Here is a 21,659-nt window from a genome sequence, read left to right on the forward strand (position 1 = left end):
GAGGGCTTTGTCCACGGACAGCTCGGCTCGGCCGCCGGATGCGGCCGACGGCGGCCCGGGAAACCCTCGGCGTTTCCCGCGGTCGCCTGAGTGGACAAAGGCCATGGAGGGCTTTGTCCACGGACAGCTCGGCTCGGCCGCCGGATGCGGCCGACGGCGGCCCGGGAAACCCTCGGCGTTTCCCGCGGTCGCCTGAGTGGACAAAGGCCATGGAGGGCTTTGTCCACGGACAGTTAGCAGCCACGCCCCGGTCCGGTTAGTCCGATGGCACCTGTCAGCGGGGCGGTGCCGACAGTGGTCCAGGCGGCGAGATGAGGATCGGCCCATGATTGCGACGGCCAAACGGGTCAGGCGGACCGGCGAGACAAGGCGTGCCAAGAGTGCTGCCGCCCAGCGGCGCGAGGCTTTCTTCGCCCGCAAGATCGACTACGTCCCCTGCCGGCAGTTCCTCGGGGCCAACGCCGAGGCGCTGGCCAGCACCCCGCCTGCCGAGGCGGCCGTGCCGCTGACGCAGTCGGGCGTCGATGTTCCCGCCGGCCGCGAACTGACGCCGTACCTCGCCAGCCTGTACCAGACCCGGTTGCTCGCCAAGGAAGAGGAGCAGTACTACTTTCGCCGGCTCAACTGGCTGAAGTTCACGGCGGCGACCCGCCGCGGGCAGCTCGACCCGCAGCGCGCCACCGAGCGGCAGATGGCGACGGTCGAGTCGCTCCTCGCGGAGGCCGACTCCGTCCGCTCGATCCTGATCACGTCGAACCTCCGCCTCGTGGTCTCGATCGCCAAGAAGTTCGCCGACCTGCACCTTTCGTTCGACGAGCTCGTCGCCGAGGGGAATATCGCGCTCTTGCGAGCGGTCGAGAAGTTCAACTTCGCCCTCGGCAACCGCTTCAGCACCTACGCCACCTACGCGATCCAGCGCCACTTCTTCCGGATCTCGCACCGCAATCGTCAGCTCCGCACTCGGTTCGTCGTCGACGATGCGGCCCTCAAGGACCGCCCCGAGTCGTCCGAGCAGTCGCCGTACTGTTCCGCCGAGCAGATCGGCCTGCTCAAGAATCTGTTCGAGGGGTTCCTCGCCGACCTCGAGCCCCGCGAGCGGCAGATCGTCGTCGCCCGGTTCGGGTTCGACGGCCAGGCGCCGCGGACGTTCCGTGAGCTGGGCAGCTCGATGGGCGTCTGCAAGGAACGGATCCGGCAGATTCAGTCGCGCGCGATGGAAAAGCTCCGGGGGATGGCGGCCAAAGCACACCTCGAGCAGACGGTCGGTGACTGGCTCTGAGTCCGGCCGGCAGCGCGGTGCCGCCTGACCGCGGCCGAGTGGGAGATGGCGGTGTCGCAGCGCGTCGTGATCGTCGGTGGCACCGGTGGCATCGGTGGGGCCCTCGCAGAAGCGCTCGTCGCTGCTGGCCACCGGCCATTTCTCGTTGCCCGCGACGCGGACCGGGTCGCCACCACGGCCCACCGGCTCGGGTGCGACGGAGCTGCGTGTGATGCCAGCGATGTCGATGCCCTGTCGGCATGCGTCGAAGGAGCCGCCGGCCGTCTCGGCGGGCTCGACGGTATCGTCAACTGCGCCGGATCGATCCTCCTCAAGGCCGCTCACCTGACGACGGCCGCGGAGTGGCAGGCGACGCTCGCCGCCAACCTGACGACGGCGTTCGCCTGCGTCCACGCGGCGGGCAAAGTGCTGCGGCAGCAGGGGGGGGCGGTCGTGCTGGTCAGCAGTGCCGCGGCACGGGTCGGGCTTGCCAACCACGAGGCGATCGCCGCCGCCAAGGCCGGTGTCATCGGCCTCACGCTGTCCGCCGCGGCGACCTACGCCCGGGCCGGAATCCGGGTCAATGCCGTCGCACCGGGCCTGGTGCGGACGCCCCTGTCGCGTGGCGTGATCGCGAGCGAACCGGCCGAGAAAGCATCGATCGCCATGCACCCGCTCGGCCGCCTCGGCGAGCCGGGGGACGTCGCCCGGGCGATCGCCTGGCTGCTCGATCCGGCGCAGTCGTGGGTCACCGGGCAGGTGATCGGAATCGACGGCGGTCTGGCCGACCTCCGCGTCCGCACCGGCTGATGCCCGCATGGCCGGGGAGGCTGTCTGCCGTTCCTGGCAGTTTCCGGCGGCAGCCTGCAATGAGTGTGCACCTGCCCCTCCCTGCTCTTTGGGCAGGATCGGTTTTCGGAGACAATCAATCGTGGACGGGTGGTGACGGTCGTACCGGTCGGGGGGCAGGCGGGCACGCCGTTTCGCCCGCCGAGCCGAAGGTGTCGTTTGCCCCATCCGGGGGGCGAGGTAGGCTCATCCATCATGAACACAAATCCGTTCTCGTCCGATTCGCATCCATCCGCCTCCGGGACGCCGACGTTCCGGCTGTGGCTGATGATGGTCCTGGAGTTCGCGATCTGGGGGGCGTGGCTCCCGCTGATCTGGGGCTACATGGGGAAGGACGGGCTCGGCTTCTCCGACTCCCAGCAGGCCTGGGTCGGCAGCGCCTTCGCGATCGCGTCGATCGTCGGGATCCTGTTCTCGAGCCAGTTCGCCGACCGCACGTTCGCGGCGGAGAAATTCATGGCCGCCAGCCACCTGATCGGCGGCCTGGCGATCCTGGGGATGTACTGGGCGAAGGACTTCCCCACGTTCTTCGGCCTGATGCTCGTCCACTCGCTGCTCTACGTGCCGACGATCTCGGTCTCCAACTCGATCGCCTTCACGCACCTCAGCAATGCCAAACGCGAGTTCGGCCTGGTGCGGATGGGAGGCACGATCGGCTGGATCCTCGTCGCCTGGCCGCTGTACTTCATCCTCCAGGGCAAGACCGGTGCCGACGCCGTCGCCGCCAGCCGGACGATCTTCCTCGTCTCGGGAGTGCTGTCGCTGGCGCTGGCCGCCTACAGCCTCACCCTCCCGCACACGCCGCCGCGCCGTGGCAGCGCCGATGGCGGGAGTGGCCTGGCGGCGCTGACCGCCGGCCAGTACCTGCTCAAGCCGTTCCTGCTGGTGCTGTTTCTCGTCACGTTCCTCGACTCGATGATCCACAACGGCTACTTCCTCCTCGCCAGCGGGTTCCTCGGCAGCGATCGCGTCGGGATCAAGCCCGAATGGATCATGCCGGTGATGAGCATCGGCCAGGTGGCCGAGATCCTCACGATGAGCGTGCTCGGCGCCGTGCTCGCCAAGCTCGGCTGGAAGTGGACGATGATCCTCGGGATCCTCGGCCATGCCGTGCGGTTCGCGGTGTTCGCCTTCATGCCGCAGAACCAGGCGATGATCATCGCCGTCCAGGTGCTCCACGGCATCTGCTACGCGTTCTTCTTCGCGACGCTCTACATCTTCATCGACGAGGTCTTCCCCAAGGACGTCCGCTCCAGCGCCCAGAGCCTGTTCAACCTCCTCGTCCTCGGGCTCGGCGATCTGGCGGCGAAGTGGTTCTTCATCCCGTTGCAGAGCTCGCTGACCACCGCCGACGTCACCGACTACCGGCGGCTGTTCCTCGTGCCGGCCGGCCTGGCGGTGCTGGCGGCGCTGATGCTGCTGATCTTCTTCTGGCCGCCGCGCTCGATCGCGACGGCGGCCGACGCCGAGGACGACCTCGAGACCGAGCCGCAGATCGTCACCTGACGCCCGGCATCCGTGGCGCGTGCCCACCGCCGACCGAGGGACCGCGACGTGGGGGGCACTGACGGGACAATGACGGCGGCGGTAGCCGGTCGCACGGGTGCCGCCGGGCTCGCCATCGGCCACCTCGCCGCGACGGCGTTCATGGTCGGCCTCATCTGGTATGTCCAGCTCGTCCACTACCCGCTGATGGCCGGCTGGCCGCACGACGACTTCCCGCGCTACGAGGCGGCACATCGTGAGCGCACCGGCTGGATCGTCGTCCCGGTGATGCTCATCGAAGGGCTGCTGGCCGCCGCCCTGGTCCGGTACCCGCCACGCGGCGTGCCGGCGTGGGTGCCGTGGCTGGCCCTCGGGGCCCTCGTTGCCCTCCAGGCCAGCACGTTCCTCGTCCAGGTGCCCTGCCACGAGCGCTTGAGCCGGGGCTGGGACGAAGCGACGCACGCCTGGCTGGTGACGAGCAACTGGATCCGGACGGTCCTCTGGTCGGCCCGCGGCCTGCTGGCGGGGTGGATCGCGCTCCGCGCCGCCGCCTGACTCGTCTTGCGGCAGGGGGGACGCGCGCCCTATACCTCCCCCTCCCCGTGCGCTGCCACGGCGCCGGCGCGGGCCGCCGTCCCCCGGAGCGATTCCCATGCCCTCGTTTCCTCTCGACGAGCTGGCCCGCCGCGTCGGAGGCACGCTCCTCGGCGCCAGCTGCACCGTCAGCGGCGCGGCGACGCTGGAGACGGCGACCGAAACCGACCTCTCGCTCGTCGACGCCGCCGAGCGCCTCCCGCGCCTCGCCACGAGCCGCGCCGCGGCGGCGCTGGTGCCGGCCGGCACCGGCCCGCTCGATCGGCCGTCGATCGAGGTTGCCGACGTCCACGCCGCGTTCACCGCCGCCGTCCTCTGCTTCCGGCCTCCGCGGGCGTTCAGGCGGAGCGGCGTCAGCACGCAGGCCGTGGTCGACCCCACGGCCGTCCTCGGCACCGACGTCGACGTCCACCCGCTGGCGACGATCGGCCCCGAAGCGGTGCTCGGCGACGGCGTCACGATCCACTCCGGGGCGCGGATCGGCGCCGGCTGCCGGATCGGCGCGGGCACCGTCGTGCATCCCAACGCCGTCCTCGAGGACGACACGGTCGTCGGCTGCCGCTGCCGGATCCATGCGGGGGCCGTGCTCGGTGCCCACGGCTTCGGCTACCGGCTCGCCGGCGACCAACTCGAACTGTCGGCACAGCTCGGCTGGGTGGAGCTCGCCGACGACGTCGAGGTCGGTGCCGGGGCGACGATCGACCGGGGCACCTACGGCCCGACCACGGTCGGCCGCGGCACGAAGATCGACAACCAGGTGATGGTCGCCCACAACTGCCGGATCGGCCGCCACAACATGCTCTGCTCGCAGGTCGGCGTCGCCGGGAGCACGTCGACCGGCGACTGGGTTGTGATGGCCGGGCAGGTCGGTGTCCGCGACCACGTCCACATCGGCGACAAGGCCGTGCTCGGCGCCCGCTCGGGCGTGTCGTGTGACGTCGCCGCCGGGGCCACCGTCCTCGGCGAGCCGGCGATCGACCTCCGCGAGCGGAAGCTGCAGCTCGCGGCGATCAGCAAGCTGCCGGAGATGCGCCGGCAGCTCAAGGACCTGATGGCGCGGATCGCGGCGCTGGCAGCCGCCGCCCCGCCGGCGGGCGAACGGGAGGCGGCCTGAGGCCGAGGCGGTCGATGGAGCCGGCGCGCGGACTGGACGGTGAGACGATCGGCATCCTCGCCGGCTGGGGGCGCTACCCGGAGGTCGTCGCCGAGGCGATCCGCCGCCACGGCGGGCGGACGGCGATCCTCACGATCCGCGATCACGCCGACGCCGCCCTCGAACCGCTCGCCGATGTCCATGGCACGGTGGGCGTGGCCGAGATCGGCAAGGCGATCGACTTCTTCCGCCGCGCGGGCGCCCGCCGGGCGACGATGGCGGGCAAGATCCACAAGACGAAGCTGTTCGCGCGCCGCGCCTGGCTCCACCATCTGCCCGACTGGCGCGGGCTGAAGACGTTCTGGCCCCATTTCGTGAGCCGGCGGAAGGACAACCGCGACGATTCGCTTCTCGCCGCAATCGCCGCCGCCTTCGAGGCCGGGGGGGTGCGGATCTGCCCGGCCACGGCATTCGCCCCGGAGCTCCTCGCCACCCCCGGGCTGCTCGCCGGGCGGCCGCTGTCGGCCGCCGAGCTGGCCGACGTCGCCTTCGGGTGGCGGCTGGCGAAGGAACTGGGGCGGCATGACATCGGCCAGACGGTGGTCGTCCGCCGCCGCGCCCCGCTGGCCCTCGAGGCGATCGAGGGGACCGACGCCTGCATCCGCCGCGCCGGCACGCTCTGCCCGGCCGGGGGCTTCGTCGTCGTCAAGGTCGCCAAGCCCCAGCAGGACCTCCGCTACGACATGCCGACCGTCGGCATCGGCACGCTCGAGTCGATCCGCGCGGGCCGCGGCCGGGTCCTGGCGATCGAGGCGGGGCGGACGATCCTCGTCGATGCCGCGGCACTCGCCGCCGCCGCCGCCGCGGGGGGGATTTCGCTCGTCGGCTTTTCCGATGCCGACGGCGTGCCGGCGTTCGACGAGGATGCGGCGGCGGCGTGACCGAGGTCGGGGCGGTCTCCTATACTACGAAGATGCGTTGCCTGACCGCGATCGCCGTGCCGGTGCTGCTGCTGGCCCTGGCGCCGGTGGCGCTGCCGGTCGCCGCGCAGGTGGCGGCACCTGCCGACGCCGCCGCCGCGGCCGCGGCGGAGGACGATCCCGAAGGCGACGACGGCGACGACCCCGCCCCGGCGCGGCGGCCGGTGCGCGGCCGGCTGCCGCCGATCGACATGAAGATCGACCGGCGCCAGCCGATCCCGCCGCCGGCGCCGTTCTACATGGGGCGCGAGATCGCCCAGACGATGCACTACACCGGCGCCCCGTGGCTGGTGCGCGAAAGCCGGCAGCGCGAGGAGGACTGCCGGATGCTGCTCGAGGCGCTCGAGGTCCGCGCCGGCCAGACCGTGTGCGATCTCGGCGCCGGCAATGGCTTCTACACGCTCGATCTGGCCCGCCGCGTCGGGCCCGAGGGGCTGGTGTATGCCGTCGACATCCAGCCGGAGATGCTCCGGCTCCTCGCCCGTCGGGCGGCGGTGGAGGGGATCACCAACCTCCGCCTGATCCTCGGCACCGCGATCGATCCCCGGCTCCCCCGGGGCGAGATCGACCTCGTGCTGTGCGTCGACGTGTACCACGAGTTTTCCCACCCCGAAGCGATGCTCGCCCGGATCCGCGAGAGCTTGTCGCGCGACGGCCGGCTGGTGCTCGCCGAGTTCCGCGGCGAGGATGCGGCGGTGCCGATCAAGCCGCTCCACAAGATGACCAAGGCCCAGGTGCGGGCCGAGCTCGAGCCGGGCGGGTTCCGCCTCGAGCGGGAATTTGACCGCCTCCCCTGGCAGCACCTCCTGTTTTTCGGGAGCGACCCGGCACGGGCGCTCACGCCGTAGCGGTTTCCTCTCCGGAAGAGGGGATCGAGAGCTGTTGCCACAGGCTCGCAAAGAGCGGGATTCTCGGGGATGGAGGGAGTTTCAGACCCGTCTAGGCGGGCTGTGAGGGCTGTATGTGACGCTTGATTCAAGGTCTTTTCGCCGTTCTACTATCGTGACTTGATCGCGCCGCCGGGCAGGCAAGACCCGGCTCACAGCACGGAAGTCGAATGGAATTCCAGCCCCGTCCGTTCCGCAGTCTCGGCCGCGCCGCCCGGCTTCCCACCGGTGGCTCGCTCGATCCTGTCGTGAGCCTCGAGGCGCCTCCTGAGGCGCCTCCCGACGGCTTGCAGCGACGGGTCGACGGGCTCCACGGCAACGGCCAGTCCGCCGCTCTGCCCAAGGGGCCGAAGGATACGTCCGCGGCGGGGGGCGATGGCGCCGGCGAGACGGCCAACTGGGTGCTCGGCAGCAACGCCACGATGAGGAAGATCGCCCGCTCGATCGAGCGGGCGGCGGCGGTCGAGTGCACCGTCCTGGTGTGCGGCGACACCGGCACCGGCAAGGAACTGTGGGCCCGGCTCCTCCACCGCAGCGGCCCCCGGGCCGGCAAGCCGTTCGTGCCCGTGAACTGCGGAGCGCTGTCGCCATCGCTGGCCGAGAGTCAGTTGTTCGGCCACGAAAAGGGAGCGTTCACCGGTGCCCAGGGGAAGGCGCTCGGGATCTTCCGTGCCGCCGAGGAAGGAGTGGTGTTCCTCGACGAGATCGGGGAGATGCCGCTGGAGCTGCAGGCCAAGCTGCTCCGCGTGCTCCAGCAGCGCGAGGTGTTCCCGGTCGGGGCCGAGGAGCCGGTGCCGATCGACGTCCAGGTCGTGGCGGCCACCAACCGCAACCTCGAGGGGGAGGTCTCGAAGGGGACGTTCCGCGAGGATCTGTACTTCCGCCTCAACATGATCGAACTGCGTGTCCCGCCGCTCCGCGAGCGGCGCGAGGACATCCCCGAGTTCATCTCCTTCTTCTCGCGGATGTACGCCGACCGCTACCGCCTTCCGGCATGGTCGCCGGCCCCCGAGGTGTTGGCGGAGTTCTGCGGATTCGACTGGCCCGGCAACGTGCGGCAGTTGTCGCACGTCATCGAGCAGGCCTACGTCCTCCAGATCGAGCCGCGGGTCCCGCAGCGCACCGAGCCGGCCGAATCCGCCCCGGCCGCCGGGGGCCGGCTCCCCTGCCTCGACCTGGCCAAGCTCCGGCAGCAGGCGATCAAGCAGGCCCTCGAGATCACCCGTGGCCACAAGGCGCGGGCGGCGAAACTGCTCGGGGTCCACGCCAACACGCTGACGCGGATGCTGCGCGAGGATCGGATCGACACCACGGCCGGCGACGATCCGGACTCGGCCGACAACGGCTGAGCGGGCGGTGCGATCACCGCCACGGTGCCGCGCGTCAGCCGCCGTGGAAGCCGTGGTGGGGCGGCAGTTGTTTCTTCAGCGGCGGGGCTGAACCACCGCCGGCGGTCAGGCAGTGCATGATCGTCACGGCACCGGCCGAGAGCAGGCTCCACGGGGCCCAGTCGGGGGCGGTGACGTTGCGGGGGGCCCCGGCGCCGTCGAGCGGCAGGAGCGTCACGGCGTCGACGATCAGCAGTTCGGCGCCGATGACGCAGCCGAAGATCCCTGCCGCCAGAAACGCACTCCGCCACATCGAGATCGCGGAAAAACCGCCCTCCGTCGGCTCTCCCATGCCCTTCGGGACAGGGGGACTAGTGGTGGTGATCGGCATCCGCGCGAGTGCCGCATGAGGCCCCGGGCAGCCTCGACCGCTGGTGCCGGTCGTTCGGGTGAACACGTGGTGAACGGGGAGGGTCCGGATGGTGTCGCCCGGGACCGGTCGGATCAGGTCACGGCCGGCCGGCCGGGTCGTGGCGCGACACGCCGTCGGCGACCGCGTCGGGGGCTGCTTCGCCCACCTCGGTCCCCGGCACGCGCACCGCACGCCGTTCGTCGGTTCCCGGCACCAGTTGCGGGGTGCCGGTCGCCTGTTCGACGAGAGCCCGCAGCTCGACCCCGTCGATGACCTCCTTCTCGAGGAGACGCTGCGCGATCGCCTCGAGGGCGGCGCGCCGCGATTCGAGGATCCGCCGCACCCGGTCGATGCCGGAGTTGACGATCCGCTCGACCTCCTCGTCGATCTCCCGGGCGGTCTGTTCGCTGTGGCTCCGCGACGGGGGCAGGTCGGCCCCGGCGCCGGCGAGGAACGGCGAGCGCTGGCTCTGGCGGTAATTCACCCGGCCGAGCCGGCTCATGCCGTATTCCATCACCATCGCCCGGGCGATCTCGCTGACCCGTTCGAGGTCGTTCTGTGCGCCGGTGGATACGTCGGCGTAGATCAGCTCCTCGGCGATCGTCCCGGCGAGGAGAACCTGGATCCGACTTTCGAGCTCGCTTTGGGTGAGCAGGTAGCGGTCGTCCTCGGGCCGCTGCATCGTGTAGCCCAGCGCCGCCAGCCCGCGGGGGATGATCGACACCTTGTGGACCGGGTCGGTGTTGGGCAGCGAGAAGGCGATCAGAGCGTGGGCCGCCTCGTGGTACGCCACGCGCCGCTTCTCGTCCTCGTGGATCACCCGCTTCTTCTTCTCGAGCCCCGCGGTGACGCGCTCCACGCCTTCGTTGAACTCGGTCATCCCGACCGCGGTCTTGTTGTTGCGGGCGGCGAGAAGGGCGGCCTCGTTGACGAGGTTGGCCAGATCGGCGCCGCAGAACCCCGACGTGATCCGCGCGACCTGCTCGAGGTTGACCGAGGGATCGAGTTTCACGTCGGCGACGTGGACCTTGAGGATCGCCTCTCGGCCGCGGACGTCGGGGCGGTCGACGAGGACGTGGCGGTCGAAGCGCCCCGGGCGGAGGAGGGCGGGATCGAGCGTCTCCGGGCGGTTGGTCGCCGCCATCACGATCACGCCGCTGTTGCTACCGAAACCGTCCATCTCGACGAGCAGCGCGTTGAGCGTCTGCTCGCGTTCGTCGTGGCCGCCGACGACGCTCGTGCCGCGCGTCTTCCCCAGCGCGTCGAGCTCGTCGATGAAGATGATGCACGGGGCCTTGGCCTCGGCCTGCTGGAACATGTCGCGGACCCGCGCCGCGCCGACGCCGACGAACATCTCGACGAAGTCGCTGCCCGACAAGCCGAAGAACGGCACCCCGGCCTCGCCGGCGATCGCCTTGGCCAGCAGCGTCTTGCCGGTTCCCGGCGGCCCGACCAACAGCACCCCCTTGGGGATGTGACCGCCGAGGACCTGGTACTTCTCCGGGCTGCGGAGGAACTCGACCACCTCGCGGAGCTCCTCGACCGCCTCGTCGATCCCGGCGACGTCGTCGAACGTGATCCCGAGGTCCTCTTGGGCGTACATCTTCCCGCGGCTGCGGCCGAAGGCCATCGGGCTGCCCGCCCCCCCGATCCGGCGCATCATGGTGAACAGGAGCGTCCCGAACAGCGCCGTGAGCAGGAGCATCGGCAGCCAGTTGCGCCACGGCGACGGAGCCGCCTCGTAGCCGTGCGGCACGCCCTGTTCGGCGAGCAACTTGGCGAGCTGTCCGGCGGAGGCCTCGCTCTGGCGGATCGCGGTGCGGAACCGGCGCCGGGACGCCGCCTTGTCCGCCGCGTCGAGATCGCGCACCGTGCCAGTGACGGCGTAGTCGCCGATCACCACGTCTTCGAGGTCGCCGTAGCGGCCGTCACGGCGCGTTTCGCCGGCCCCTTCGCGGACCTCGATCCAGCCGGTCGGCCCGGCGGGGGGGGCTGCGGCTTCCGCCGGGGCGTCGCCGGCCACCCCCGCTGCCGGCCGGGCCGGGGTCGCGGAGCGGACGAGCTTCACCAAGTCGCTGTACGGGACTTCGAGTTCGGGGACCGTCCCCAGCAGGCTGAGGGCGAACAACCCCGCCGCACCGAGGACGACGAGCGACCAGAGGAGGTTGCCATTGTTCCAGGGACCACGCCGATCGGATGATCGGCCGGGGAGCTCGGTTTTTTTCCGCATGATTTCCCCAGGGGCCGCGGTCGGTGCCGTGGACCGCGGCACCGATCGCGGCTGGAAGCCACCGCTGCGGTGGCACTCACCACCTCCACATCCTACCATCAGGGTCTCACCGGATCCCCGCGAAAGCCTCTCATGGCCCAGACAGAACGTTCCCCCGTTGCCGCGCCGTCGACGGGGGACGCGGGGACCGAGGGAGACGGCTTCCGCGCCCGGCAGACACGCCGTCGGCCACTGTCCGTGGCGGTCGTCGGCTCGACGGGAAGCATCGGCACGAGCACGCTGGAGGTGATCGCCGGCTCCGCCGGGCGCTTCGGCTGCCACCTGCTCGCCGCCCATCGCAGCGTCGACCGTCTCCTCGAGCAAGCCCGTCGTTTTCGCCCGGCCTGGATGGTGGTCGTCGACGAGACCGCGGCTGCCGGGTTATCGTCGGCCGACCTGCCTCCCGGCACCCGGCTGGCCGTCGGTGCCAGGTGTCTCGACGAATTGCTCGCCGCGCCGGAGGTCGACCGTGTCGTGTCGGCGATCGTCGGGGCGGCCGGTTTGAGAAGCACCTGGGCGGCCCTCGACGCCGGCAAGACCGTGGCCCTGGCCAACAAGGAAACGCTGGTCGCCGCCGGGCAACTGATGACGCGGCTCGCCGCCCGGCGCAACGCGGCGCTGCTGCCGGTCGACAGCGAGCATGCCGCCATCCACCAGGCTCTCCGCGCGGGGGCGCCGCACGAAGTCCGCCGGCTGATCCTCACCGCCAGCGGCGGTCCGTTCCGCGGCCAGTCCGCCGCCACGCTGGCGGCAGTCACGCCCGCGGCGGCGCTCAAGCACCCCACCTGGTCGATGGGGCCGAAGATCACGGTCGATTCGGCGACGATGATGAACAAGGCGCTGGAATTGATCGAGGCCCGCTGGCTCTTCGACATCCCGGCTGAGAAACTGGAAGTGGTGGTCCATCCGCAGTCGGTGGTCCACTCGCTCGTCGAGTTCGTCGACGGGTCGGTGATCGCCCAGCTCGGTCCCCCCGACATGAAGATGCCGATCCAGTACGCGCTGGCCTATCCGGAGCGGTTTCCCGGCCCGGCGAAGCGGCTGGATCTCACCGCTCCCCTGGCGTTGCACTTCGAGCCCGCCGATCCGGAGCGCTTTCCGGCGGTGGGGCTCGGGCTCGAGGCTGCCGCCCGCGGGGGCACCGCCGGGGCGGCGCTCAACGCCGGCAACGAGGTCGCGGTCGGTGCGTTCCTCGCCGGCCGGCTGCCGTTCACGGAGATCGCGGGCCTCGCCGGGCGGGCGCTCCGCGAGCACCCCTACCAAGCTGATCCCACGCTCGACGACATCCACCGGCTGGATGCCTGGGCCAGACAGGAGGTCGCCCAGTGGATGAGCTCGTGAGCGGGACGCTGGCCGGTGGAGTCCTCGTCGGCGCGATCCCGGGCCTGCCGTTGCTGCGCTGGATCGGTTCCCATCCGGTCGAGTTCCTCCAGGTCACCCTCGGCCTGGGGTTCGTGATCTTCGTCCACGAACTGGGGCATTTTCTCGTCGCCAAGGCGTGCGGGGTGAAGTGCGAGAAGTTCTTCCTCGGGTTCGACGTCGGCGGCCTCAAGCTGGCGAGTTTCACCTGGGGGGAAACCGAGTACGGCATCGGCATCCTCCCTCTCGGCGGCTACGTGAAGATGCTCGGCCAGGACGACAACCCGGCCGCTGCCGAAAGCGAAGCCGAGCGGGCCCGCGCCGCCGTGTCTGGCGACCTCCCCCCCGAGCCGGTCGCCGGCCCGCACCCGGCCTGGGATCCGCGCAGCTACCCGGCGCAGAGCGTTCCGGAGCGGATGGCGATCATCTCCGCCGGCGTGATCATGAACGTCATCTTCGCCTTCCTGATGGCGTCGCTGGCGTTTGGCCTCGGCGTCCGCGAGATGACCTGCGGCATCTCCTCGGTCCGTCCCGGTGGGGCGGCCTGGCGGGCGGGGCTGCGCACCGGCGACGAGATCGTCGCGATCGGCGACCGTGAGAACCCCGTGTTCGCCGACCTGCAGAAGCGGGTCACGCTCGGCGACGTCGACCGGGGCGTGTCGTTCCGGGTGCGGAGCCCCGGCTCGGGCGAGGTGCGCGAGTTGCTCCTCCACCCGGACACCGATCTCGGGGTGCCGGCGGTGGGGATCGTCAATCCGTTCTCGCTGCGCCTCCCGGCCGAGCTCTCCGACGGGTTGCCCGGGTCCGCGGGACGCGCCGAGCCGCGCCTCGAAGGGGGCGACACCATCCGCGCCGTCGATGGCGTGCCGGTGGCGACGTATGCCGAATTGATCGCGGTCCTGTCGGCACGGGTCGACCGGCCCGTCGGTCTGGAGATCGAGCGCGTTGGGGGAGCCGGCACGGCGACGCTGACGGTCGTCCTGCCACCGCAGCGGCGGCTGACCACCGGCCTCGAGATGGAAGCGTTGGCGATCTCGGCGGTCCAGGAGGGGTCGCCGGCGGCGTTGGCAGGGATCGAGCCCGGCGACCGGATCGTGGCCGTCGATGGCGGCGCGGTCGGCGACCCGGCGGTGCTCGAGGACCGGCTCCGGTCGGCGGTGGGGCGGACGGTGACGATCGAGGTGGAACGGGACGGAGCGACGCTCCCGATCACACTCGATCCGCGGTCGGTGACCTGGATCGAGGAGCCGCGGTTCCCGGCCAGCCCGCTGGCACTGTCGAGCGTCGGGATCGCGCTGCCGGTCGATCCGGTCGTGTCGCGCGTCACCCCCGGTGGGCCGGGAGAGCGTGCAGGGATCCGCGCCGGAGAGCGGATCATCGCCGTCCGGTTCGTGCTGCCCGATGCCGCCGCGGAGGGAGGGGGAAACCCGCTTCCCCTCGGCCCCAAGCAGCTCACCTGGCCGTTCGTGCTGGCGGAGATGCAATTGGCGCCCCCCGGCACACGGCTGGCGCTCGAGGTCGCGGCCGCCGATGGGGCGCCGCTGCGGACGGTGGAGCTCACACCCGAGCCGCTCCCCGACCGGTTCGTCGTCGATCGGGGGCTGGCGTTCGAAGCCCTGTACCGGATCGAGCAGGCGGGATCGGTCGGCGGCGCCCTGCGGCGCGGTGCCGTGCAGGCCGGCGAGGACCTGAGCCTCGTGTCGCGATTCCTCCGCAAGGTGACCACCAACCAGATCAGCCCGCGCCTCCTCGGCGGGCCGATCGAGATCGCCAAACAGGCGGGGCGGTCGGCGTCGGAGGGGTTCAGCCGCCTGCTGCTGTTCCTGACGATGCTGTCGGCGAATCTCGCGGTGGTGAACTTCCTCCCCATCCCCGTCCTCGACGGCGGGCATATGGTGTTCCTGGCCTACGAGTGGATCCGGGGCAAGCCGCCGAGCGAGGGCGTGGTGGTGGCCCTCAGCTACCTCGGCCTGGCCCTGATCCTCGGCTTGATGGTGTTCGTGTTCGGCCTCGACCTGGGACTGATCGCACGACGGTGACGCCCCGGCGCCGGCCCGGGGGACGACCCTCCCCCCGGATGCAGCCGTGAGTGCCCCTCCGCTCCCGCCACCGCGCGTTCCCGGACGGTCCCGTGGGCCGTCGCAGCCGGTGAGCACCGACCACGCGTTTCCCCCGCCCGGTGTCGGGGTCGTGGTGTTCGACGTCGTCGGCACGCTCGTCGAGCCCTGTCCGTCGGTCGCCCGGGCCTACAGCGACACCGGCCGTGCCCATGGCATCGAGATCGACGACGAGGCGATCCGCGTCGCCTTCCGGGCCGCCTGGCAGCGCCAGGAGGCGATCGACGCGGCGGCGACCCCCGCCCATGCCACCGACCGCAGGCGCGAACGGGAGCGCTGGCAGGGCATCGTTGCCGACGTGTTCGGGCCCGTGGCGGCGCTGCCGGCGATCTTCGCCGACCTGTGGGACCACTTCGCCGATCCCCGCGCCTGGCGGCCGGTCGGGCATGGCGTGGACCTCGTCGCCGCGGCGCGCGGCGCGGGGCTGGAGATCGCACTGGCGAGCAATTTCGACGAGCGCCTCCTCGCGATCGCCCCCGCCGTCGCGCCGCTCGACGCCGCGAGCCACGTGTTCGCCTCGTCGGAGCTCGGCTGGCGGAAGCCGGCGCCGGAGTTCTTCCGCGCCGTCGAACGGCGCCTCGGCCGCCGTCCCGACGAGCTGATCCTGGTGGGGGACGACCCGCGGCTCGACCTCGCCGCGGCCCGCCGCGCCGGCTGGCACGCCCGGCTGATCGACGGCTGAACACGGTGGCGGGGTCGTCGTGCGAGGATGCGGCGCGGGCCCGCGCCGGGGTATCATCCGCCGCGACGCCCTGTCCACGCCCCCTGGAGTCGTCGCATGTCCGCGTCCATCTCCCGCCGCACCCTTCTCGCCGCCGCCGCCGGGGCCGTCGTCGCCACCGGGTCGCGCCCCTCGTGGGCCGCCGCCGCGCCGCTCCATCTGGGGATCCAGATGTACTCGCTGCGGGGCTACAAGGTCGACGAAGCGCTGCGCCACGCCCGCGACCTCGGCTTCAAGTTCATCGAGTTCTACGGCGGGATGTTTCCCGTCGAGTCGACCCCCGAACAGATCACGGCGATGAAGCGGAAGGTCGCCGACCTCGGCCTGACGATCTCCGCCCATGGCGTCAACGGCTTCGGCGCCGACGCTGCGGCCAATCGGCGCGTGTTCGAGTTCGCCAAGGCGGCCGGGATCCCGATCATCTCAGCCGACCCCGCCCCGGAGTCATTCGCCAGCCTCGACGAGCTCGTCAAGGAGTTCGACATCCGGATCGCGATCCACAACCACGGGCCGAAGCACCGCTACAACAAGGCGGTCGACGTGCTCCGGGCGATCGAGAAGCACGACGTCCGGATCGGGGCCTGCGCCGACCTCGGCCACTACATCCGCTCCGGCGAGAACCCGGTCGAGGTGATCCGCCTGCTCGAGGGCCGGCTGTACGGCATCCACCTCAAGGACTTCAAGGAGATGCAGGACCAGACCACCGGCGTGATCCTCGGCAAGGGGCATCTCGACGTGCCGGCGGTGTTCGCGGCGCTCGAGCAGGTGGGATTCCCGGCCGACGGCGCGCTGTCGCTGGAATACGAGGAACACCCGGAGAATCCACTGGCCGACATCCGCGAGTGCCTCGAGGTGGCCAAGGGGGCGCTGGCCGCCGTCTGAGCGGCATGGCGGGTGCGGCGGTGGTCGCCGCGCGGCCGGGCGCCGGTGACCGTGTCTGGTGACTGGGGGAAACGATGGCGCGCCTCGTGGCGGCGGTGGTGGTCGTGGCCGGTCTGCTCGTCGCGGCAAGCGGCCGGGCGGCGCCACCGGCGTTTGAAGCGGCGCTGGACACGCTGCGGCAGGTCGACCACGAGGGGAAGGGGAACGCCGCCGCCGGGACGGCCTGGCCCGTCGTCGCCGCCGCAGGCGTCGAGTCGCTGCCGCGCGTGCTGGCGGCGATGGACGGGGCCAATCCGCTGGCCTTCAACTGGCTGCGGACCGCGGTCGATGCGGTGATCGCCGACGGCCGGCCGCTTCCCGCCGACGCCCTCGAGGCGTTCGTCACCGACACCGGCCACGATCCGCGCCCGCGCCGGCTCGCCTACGACCTGCTCCGCGGCACCGACGAGGCGCGGGCGGCGCGGCTCCTCGACGGGATGCTCGACGACCCGAGCGTCGAGCTGCGGCGCGACGCCGTCGCCGCCCTCGTGCACCGTGCCGAGGCGGCCGGTGAGGTGGGCCAGGCCGACGAGTCGCGCGCCCTGCTCCAGCGCGCGTTCGCAGCCGCACGCGACGTCGAGCAGGTGCAGGCGATCGCCAAGGCCCTGGAGAAGACGGGGGCGACCGTCGATCTGGCGCGGCACTTCGGCTTCGTCCGCGAGTGGAACGTCATCGGTCCGTTCGACAATCCGGCGCTGCGCGGCTACGAGACCGCCTACCCGCCCGAGGCGGGGATCGATCCGGCGGCCACCGTCGCCGGCAAGTTCGGGCCGGTCGCGTGGCGCCCGGTGACGTCCGCCGACCCGATGGGGCTGGTCGACATCAATGGCGTCTATCCTCCACCAGCCGATGCCGCTGCCCCGGCCAAAGAAGGCCCGAAGGAGGGCCTCAAGGAGGTCGTCGCCTACGCGGTCGCCGACTTCGTCGCTCCGCGTGGGCAGGCCGCCGAGCTGCGCCTCGGCACGAAGAACGCCTGGAAGGTGTGGCTCAACAGCACGCTCGTCTTCGGGCGCGACGAATACCACCGCGGGATGGAGGTCGACCAGTACCGCCTTCCGGTGACGCTCGTGCCGGGACGGAACACGATCCTCGTCAAGCTCTGCCAGGACGACCAGCGCAAGCCGTGGACGACGGAGTGGGAGTTCCAGTTGCGGGTCTGCGACAGAGTGGGGACTGCCGTCCTCCCCGCCGACCGATGACCGACGCCGCCGAGGGGGCCGTGATGAAGACGCTGTCCGCGATCGCCGTGCTGCTGCTGGCAGCGACCTTCCCCGCCCGGGGGCAGGGCGCCGATTGGCTCACGTTCCGCGGCCCCGGGGGGGCGAGCGTCGTCCCCGCCGAGGGGCTGCCGACGGAGCTGTCGGCCGAGGCGATCCGCTGGTCGGCGCCGCTCCCCGGCAGGGGGCTGTCCGGGGCGCTGGTCGTCGGCGACCGGGTGTTCGTCACGACCAGCGACGGTCCGACGCAGGACAAGCTCCACCTCGTCTGCCTCGACGCCGCCACCGGCAAGCTGCTCTGGGACCGGCAGGTGCTCGCCACCGGCCGGACGATGTGCCACTCCAAGACGAGCGTCGCCGCCCCGACGCCGTGCAGCGACGGCCGGCAGGTGTACGCGGTGTTCTCGTCGAACGACGTCGTCTGCACCGACCTCGACGGCAACCTCCGCTGGATCCGGGGAATCACCCACGACTATGCCAACGTCAGCAACAGCCTGGGGATGGCCAGCTCGCCGCTGGTCGCCGGAGGCGTGCTGGTCGTGCCGGTCGAGAACGACAGCGAGAGCTACACGATCGGCCTCGACGCCGCGACCGGCGCCAACCGCTGGCGCCTCGACCGCCCCAAGGGGGCCAACTGGACGTCGCCGGTGGTCCTCGCACCGGGGCTCGTCGCCCTCCAGTCGAAGACCGGCGTCGACGCGATCCGCCTCGCCGACGGAACCACCGCCTGGCGCTACGCCGACGGCGCCGACACGGTGGCGTCGAGCTGCCTGGCCGACGGCGTGCTCTACGTGCCGAGCAACGGCGTCACGGCGCTCGCGCTCGATCCGGCCGATCCCGGCCGCGAGCCGAAGCAGCTGTGGCGCAACAACCAGCTTGCCCCGGCGACCGCCAGCGGCCTCGTCGCCGGCGACACGGTCTACACGCTCAACCGCGGCGACGTCCTCACCGCCGGCGAGCGGGCGACCGGCAAGCGGAAATGGCAGCTCCGTCTCCAGGGGCCGTTCAGCGGCACGCCGGTGACCGACGGCGTCCACCTGTGGGCCGTCAACGAGGCGGGCCTGGTGCAGGTGGTGAGCCTCGGCGAGACCGAGGGGAAAGTGGTGTCGACGCTCGATCTCGGCGACGAGATCCTCTGCAGCCCGGCGGTGGCCGGCGGCAGCCTGTTCGTCCGCAGCAACACCACGCTGTACCGCGTCGGGAAATGACGCCCGCCGGTCGCGTGCCGGCGCGGATCAGCGCAAGCCGGGCTCGGCTGTGTCCGGCAGCCAGCCGCGCAGCCGGCAGTGGAGCTGGGCGATCTTCCCCATGAAGTGGTCCATCCGGTGCGTGGTCGCGGCGGCGACGAGGTGACGCTTCGCGCCGTCGGCGTCGCCTTCGGCCTCGGCCAGGAGGCCGAGGTACAGGTGGGCGTAGCACAGCTGGTTGCGCCGCGCCGAGTCGGGGCCGGTGGCGGCGGCGGCCAGGACCGCCTCGGCGGAGCCGGTGCCGCGGTAGAGTTCGAGCACTTCCTTCATTGGCACCCGCGCGTCGCTGCCGACCGGCAGCATGGCCTGCCGCGCCGCGGCGACGCCGCGCTGGCGCGCCACGCAGGCGAAGTGCCAGGTGACGTTTTCCACGTCGGCGGGATTGACCTCCTTGTGGCGCTCGAACTGCCGTTGGCCGTCGGCAAACCGGTCGGCGTAGTACTGCGCCAGCCCGCGCTGCCACAGCTCCGGCTCGATCTCGGGCCGCAGGGCGACCAGGTCGTCGAACAGCTTCGCCGACTCGCGCGGTTGGCCGGCGAACAGCCGGTCGACCGCCTCCGCGAACAGCTCGCGCGGGTCGGCGGCGACGGCCGGGCACAGCGCGAGCGCTGCCAGGAGCGGCAGGCCGGCCGCGAGCCGGCGGCGGCAGACACGGCCGGGGAGCCGCGAAGCAGGGATGATCATGACGCACTTCCCGAAGGAGCTGCCGGCGGCGCGACCGCCGGACGGACGACACCAGCGATCATCGTACCGTCGGGAACACGGCGGGCCCGGCGGGATGGTCCAGGCGCTGGCCGTGGATCAACGGCCGGTCGGCTCACCGCGCCGGTTCGGGGCGTGCCGCCCCGCGCCAATCGCGCCAGATCCAGGCGAGCATCTCGGGAAGCACCATCCCGCCATGCTTGCCGTTGTGGGCGCCGACGCCGCCGATGAACAGGTGGTCGTAGCCGGCGAACGCCAGGGCCTTCTGCATCTGGAGATTGCCGAGCCACCAGTTGCCATGCTGGTTGTCGAGGTCGTTTTCGCCGGCCTGGAGGGCGACGCGGATCGGCTTGGCCGCTCCCTTGGTCTTCCGCACGAGGGCCGGATAGTGGTCTCCCCCGCGGATGTCGGTAAAGCTGCCGACGTGGCTGATCACGTTGGCAAACAGATCGGGCCGCTCGAACGCCACCGTGAAGGCGCAGATGCCCCCCGACGAGATCCCGCAGATCGCCCGCCGCGTGGGGTCGGCGGTGAGCCGAACGCCGGCCGCCTTCAGCCGCTCGTCAGAGGCGGCGATCGAGAGGATCACCTCCTCGAGAAACTCGGCGTAGGTCGGCGACAGCGTGTCGTATTCGACGCTGCGGTTGTTCGGGGCCGGCTGCCATCCGGGCTTCTCGCCCGGCAGCGTGCGGCCGGAGTGACCGGGATCGACGAAGATCGCCGCCACCGGCGGGATCGTGCCGGCGTGGACGAGATTGTCGATGACGACAGGCGCGCGGAATTGCCCCTGCTCGTCGACGTAGGCATGGCCATCCTGAAACACGATCACGGCCAGCCCCTCGGCGCCGACCGTCTTCAGGATCGACTCGGCGGGGAGGTGAACCCACACCCGGCGGATCGTGCCGGGAAAAACTCCCCCCCCTGATGAGTTGTGGACGACCATCCGCGTCGTTCCGGCCGGCACACCCTCGCCGCGCGCCGTGCTCACCGGCGTGAGGACGTAGTCCTTGTCGTGGTCGACCGCCGGCGGCTGGGCCGCCACCGGCGCGGCAAAGGCGACCATCGCTGCAAGGGCGACCAGGGCGAATAGCCCGAAAAGCCCGGCAACCGCAGGAAGCCTGACAGGCAAGACAAACGCGACCAAGACAGACGCGACCTGCCCCAACCGCACGCGACAGGGGATACGAGAGGGCGCCCGAAGGGAGACGGCGAGCGAAACGGCGCCACGGATCCGGGAATCGGTCATCGGATGGCTCCAGGAGCAGAAGCTCTCTCGGCGAGGATACAGCCGCTGCCGGCAGCGACCATAGCCGGCCCATGGCGATCGGTCGCGCGCAACCCGACAACGGTCGCTCGCCGTGTGTCCAGTCACAAAGGACCCGCGAAGCCCATCCGCCGTCGCCCTCGCATCGGCCCGTCACCCACTGGCTGCGGGTCGATGCAAGAGCAGAGGCGCGGGGGGCGTCCCGCCTCTGTCGAGCCCGAGCGGAGGCTTTGCCACGCTCCCTCCCGGGAAGTCTCGAAACGCGCGAGAAAAAAACTTGACAATCAGACCGGCCAAGAAGTGATCTCCCATAGATCGGGAAAAAACGTATTTTTCTCGCAGTTTTTCAGGAACCGCTCCTGCAAGCACATCGATCCGCCGCCGGGTTTTTACGGTTGGCGTCGTGCAGGGTTCTTTCGGTTCCGTTCGGCACTCGCGTCTGCTGATCTGATTCCGCGCTCGGCCTTCGGGTCGGTCGTCTGATCGGATCGTGGCCGCGCCGGGCCCCATCGTTCGTCGCGCCGGGAGTAGGTATCCGGCGCTCGTTCGCGGGGGGCTGGGCTGTCGTGTGCCCGGCGGAGTGTCGCGCTCGCTCCTGCGCCGATGTCGTGCCGTCGCTGATCCGCCGTGGCGAATCGGGTGCGCGCGGGGTCCCCCGCAACGACTCACCCATTCGATCTCCCTTTTCCCGCCCGGCGCGGCCGGGCTCATTTCCCAGGAGTGTTTTCCATGTCGCGCATGTTGCTGTCGATCGCGGCCGGTCGGGTGCTTTCGGGCTTCGGGTTTTTTGCCGTCGTCGCCGGAGCGATGTCCGGCTCGGTCGCATGGGCCGGGCCGTCCGGCGTCCCCGAGATCGACCCGATGTCGATCGGCAGCGTGGTGAGCGTCGTCGTCGGCGCGTTGGCGCTGCGCGAGGGGATCGCACTCAAGCGGCGTAGGCGCGGGTGAAGCACGGC

18 protein-coding genes and 1 pseudogene are annotated in these 21,659 nt (G+C 71.2%); 15 read left to right on the forward strand and 4 right to left on the reverse strand.

Going from position 1 to position 21,659, the window contains the following annotated elements:
* Window positions 1–325: 325 nt before the first annotated feature.
* The 8 genes from FJ309_14985 to FJ309_15020 all read left to right on the forward strand — a co-directional run bounded on the left by FJ309_14985 (window position 326) and on the right by FJ309_15020 (window position 8,495).
* A complete protein-coding gene (locus FJ309_14985) occupies window positions 326–1,279 on the forward strand; it encodes a sigma-70 family RNA polymerase sigma factor (GenBank protein MBM3955894.1) in 954 nt (317 codons plus the stop codon).
* A gap of 45 nt (window positions 1,280–1,324) precedes the next feature.
* Window positions 1,325–2,068 (forward strand): SDR family oxidoreductase, encoded by a 744-nt coding sequence (locus FJ309_14990; protein ID MBM3955895.1) that lies wholly within the window; start codon window positions 1,325–1,327, stop codon window positions 2,066–2,068.
* Window positions 2,069–2,302: 234 nt separating this feature from the next.
* The gene (locus FJ309_14995; GenBank protein MBM3955896.1) at window positions 2,303–3,613 is read left to right on the forward strand and encodes an MFS transporter; all 1,311 of its coding nucleotides are present in this window, start codon (window positions 2,303–2,305) and stop codon (window positions 3,611–3,613) included.
* Window positions 3,614–3,682: 69 nt separating this feature from the next.
* Entirely contained in the window at window positions 3,683–4,147 is a 465-nt protein-coding gene (locus FJ309_15000) for a hypothetical protein (GenBank protein ID MBM3955897.1), read from the forward strand.
* 97 nt (window positions 4,148–4,244) lie between these two features.
* Window positions 4,245–5,300: a UDP-3-O-(3-hydroxymyristoyl)glucosamine N-acyltransferase gene (gene lpxD, locus FJ309_15005; GenBank protein MBM3955898.1), complete on the forward strand. Its 1,056-nt coding sequence runs from the start codon at window positions 4,245–4,247 to the stop codon at window positions 5,298–5,300.
* 14 nt (window positions 5,301–5,314) lie between these two features.
* A complete protein-coding gene (locus tag FJ309_15010; GenBank protein MBM3955899.1) occupies window positions 5,315–6,220 on the forward strand; it encodes an LpxI family protein in 906 nt (301 codons plus the stop codon).
* Window positions 6,221–6,450: 230 nt separating this feature from the next.
* On the forward strand, window positions 6,451–7,107 hold the full coding sequence (locus FJ309_15015) for a class I SAM-dependent methyltransferase (protein MBM3955900.1): 657 nt from the start codon (window positions 6,451–6,453) through the stop codon (window positions 7,105–7,107).
* 209 nt (window positions 7,108–7,316) lie between these two features.
* A complete protein-coding gene (locus FJ309_15020) occupies window positions 7,317–8,495 on the forward strand; it encodes a sigma-54-dependent Fis family transcriptional regulator (protein ID MBM3955901.1) in 1,179 nt (392 codons plus the stop codon).
* A 112-nt stretch (window positions 8,496–8,607) separates the two neighbouring features.
* Here the strand turns inward: FJ309_15020 and FJ309_15025 are convergent.
* Together FJ309_15025 and hflB are read right to left on the reverse strand one after the other, a co-directional pair.
* Window positions 8,608–8,787: pseudogene (locus FJ309_15025) on the reverse strand (hypothetical protein).
* A 196-nt stretch (window positions 8,788–8,983) separates the two neighbouring features.
* The gene (gene hflB, locus FJ309_15030; GenBank protein ID MBM3955902.1) at window positions 8,984–11,116 is read right to left on the reverse strand and encodes an ATP-dependent zinc metalloprotease FtsH; all 2,133 of its coding nucleotides are present in this window, start codon (window positions 11,114–11,116) and stop codon (window positions 8,984–8,986) included.
* Window positions 11,117–11,248: 132 nt separating this feature from the next.
* Here hflB and FJ309_15035 point away from each other — a divergent pair, with 132 nt between their 5' ends.
* The 6 genes from FJ309_15035 (at window position 11,249) to FJ309_15060 (ending at window position 18,698) form a co-directional block, all read left to right on the forward strand.
* The gene (locus FJ309_15035; protein ID MBM3955903.1) at window positions 11,249–12,496 is read left to right on the forward strand and encodes a 1-deoxy-D-xylulose-5-phosphate reductoisomerase; all 1,248 of its coding nucleotides are present in this window, start codon (window positions 11,249–11,251) and stop codon (window positions 12,494–12,496) included.
* Entirely contained in the window at window positions 12,457–14,553 is a 2,097-nt protein-coding gene (locus tag FJ309_15040) for a PDZ domain-containing protein (GenBank protein MBM3955904.1), read from the forward strand. The genes FJ309_15035 and FJ309_15040 overlap by 40 nt, the downstream gene beginning before the upstream one ends.
* A gap of 46 nt (window positions 14,554–14,599) precedes the next feature.
* Complete coding sequence (locus FJ309_15045) at window positions 14,600–15,313, forward strand: HAD-IA family hydrolase (protein ID MBM3955905.1); 714 nt, start codon at window positions 14,600–14,602, stop codon at window positions 15,311–15,313.
* Between the two features lie 96 nt (window positions 15,314–15,409).
* The gene (locus FJ309_15050) at window positions 15,410–16,234 is read left to right on the forward strand and encodes a sugar phosphate isomerase/epimerase (GenBank protein ID MBM3955906.1); all 825 of its coding nucleotides are present in this window, start codon (window positions 15,410–15,412) and stop codon (window positions 16,232–16,234) included.
* Window positions 16,235–16,308: 74 nt separating this feature from the next.
* The gene (locus tag FJ309_15055) at window positions 16,309–17,472 is read left to right on the forward strand and encodes a hypothetical protein (GenBank protein ID MBM3955907.1); all 1,164 of its coding nucleotides are present in this window, start codon (window positions 16,309–16,311) and stop codon (window positions 17,470–17,472) included.
* Window positions 17,473–17,495: 23 nt separating this feature from the next.
* Complete coding sequence (locus tag FJ309_15060) at window positions 17,496–18,698, forward strand: pyrrolo-quinoline quinone (GenBank protein ID MBM3955908.1); 1,203 nt, start codon at window positions 17,496–17,498, stop codon at window positions 18,696–18,698.
* A 27-nt stretch (window positions 18,699–18,725) separates the two neighbouring features.
* Here the strand turns inward: FJ309_15060 and FJ309_15065 are convergent, their stop codons facing one another.
* Both FJ309_15065 and FJ309_15070 read right to left on the reverse strand, forming a co-directional pair.
* Entirely contained in the window at window positions 18,726–19,421 is a 696-nt protein-coding gene (locus FJ309_15065) for a hypothetical protein (GenBank protein ID MBM3955909.1), read from the reverse strand.
* A gap of 133 nt (window positions 19,422–19,554) precedes the next feature.
* A complete protein-coding gene (locus FJ309_15070; GenBank protein MBM3955910.1) occupies window positions 19,555–20,502 on the reverse strand; it encodes an esterase family protein in 948 nt (315 codons plus the stop codon).
* Window positions 20,503–21,432: 930 nt separating this feature from the next.
* On the opposite strand from FJ309_15070, the gene FJ309_15075 reads away from it, so the two are divergent.
* Window positions 21,433–21,651: a hypothetical protein gene (locus FJ309_15075; GenBank protein ID MBM3955911.1), complete on the forward strand. Its 219-nt coding sequence runs from the start codon at window positions 21,433–21,435 to the stop codon at window positions 21,649–21,651.
* Window positions 21,652–21,659: the final 8 nt, after the last annotated feature.

Source organism: Planctomycetota bacterium, from assembly GCA_016872555.1.
Lineage (GTDB): Bacteria > Planctomycetota > Planctomycetia > Pirellulales > UBA1268 > F1-20-MAGs016.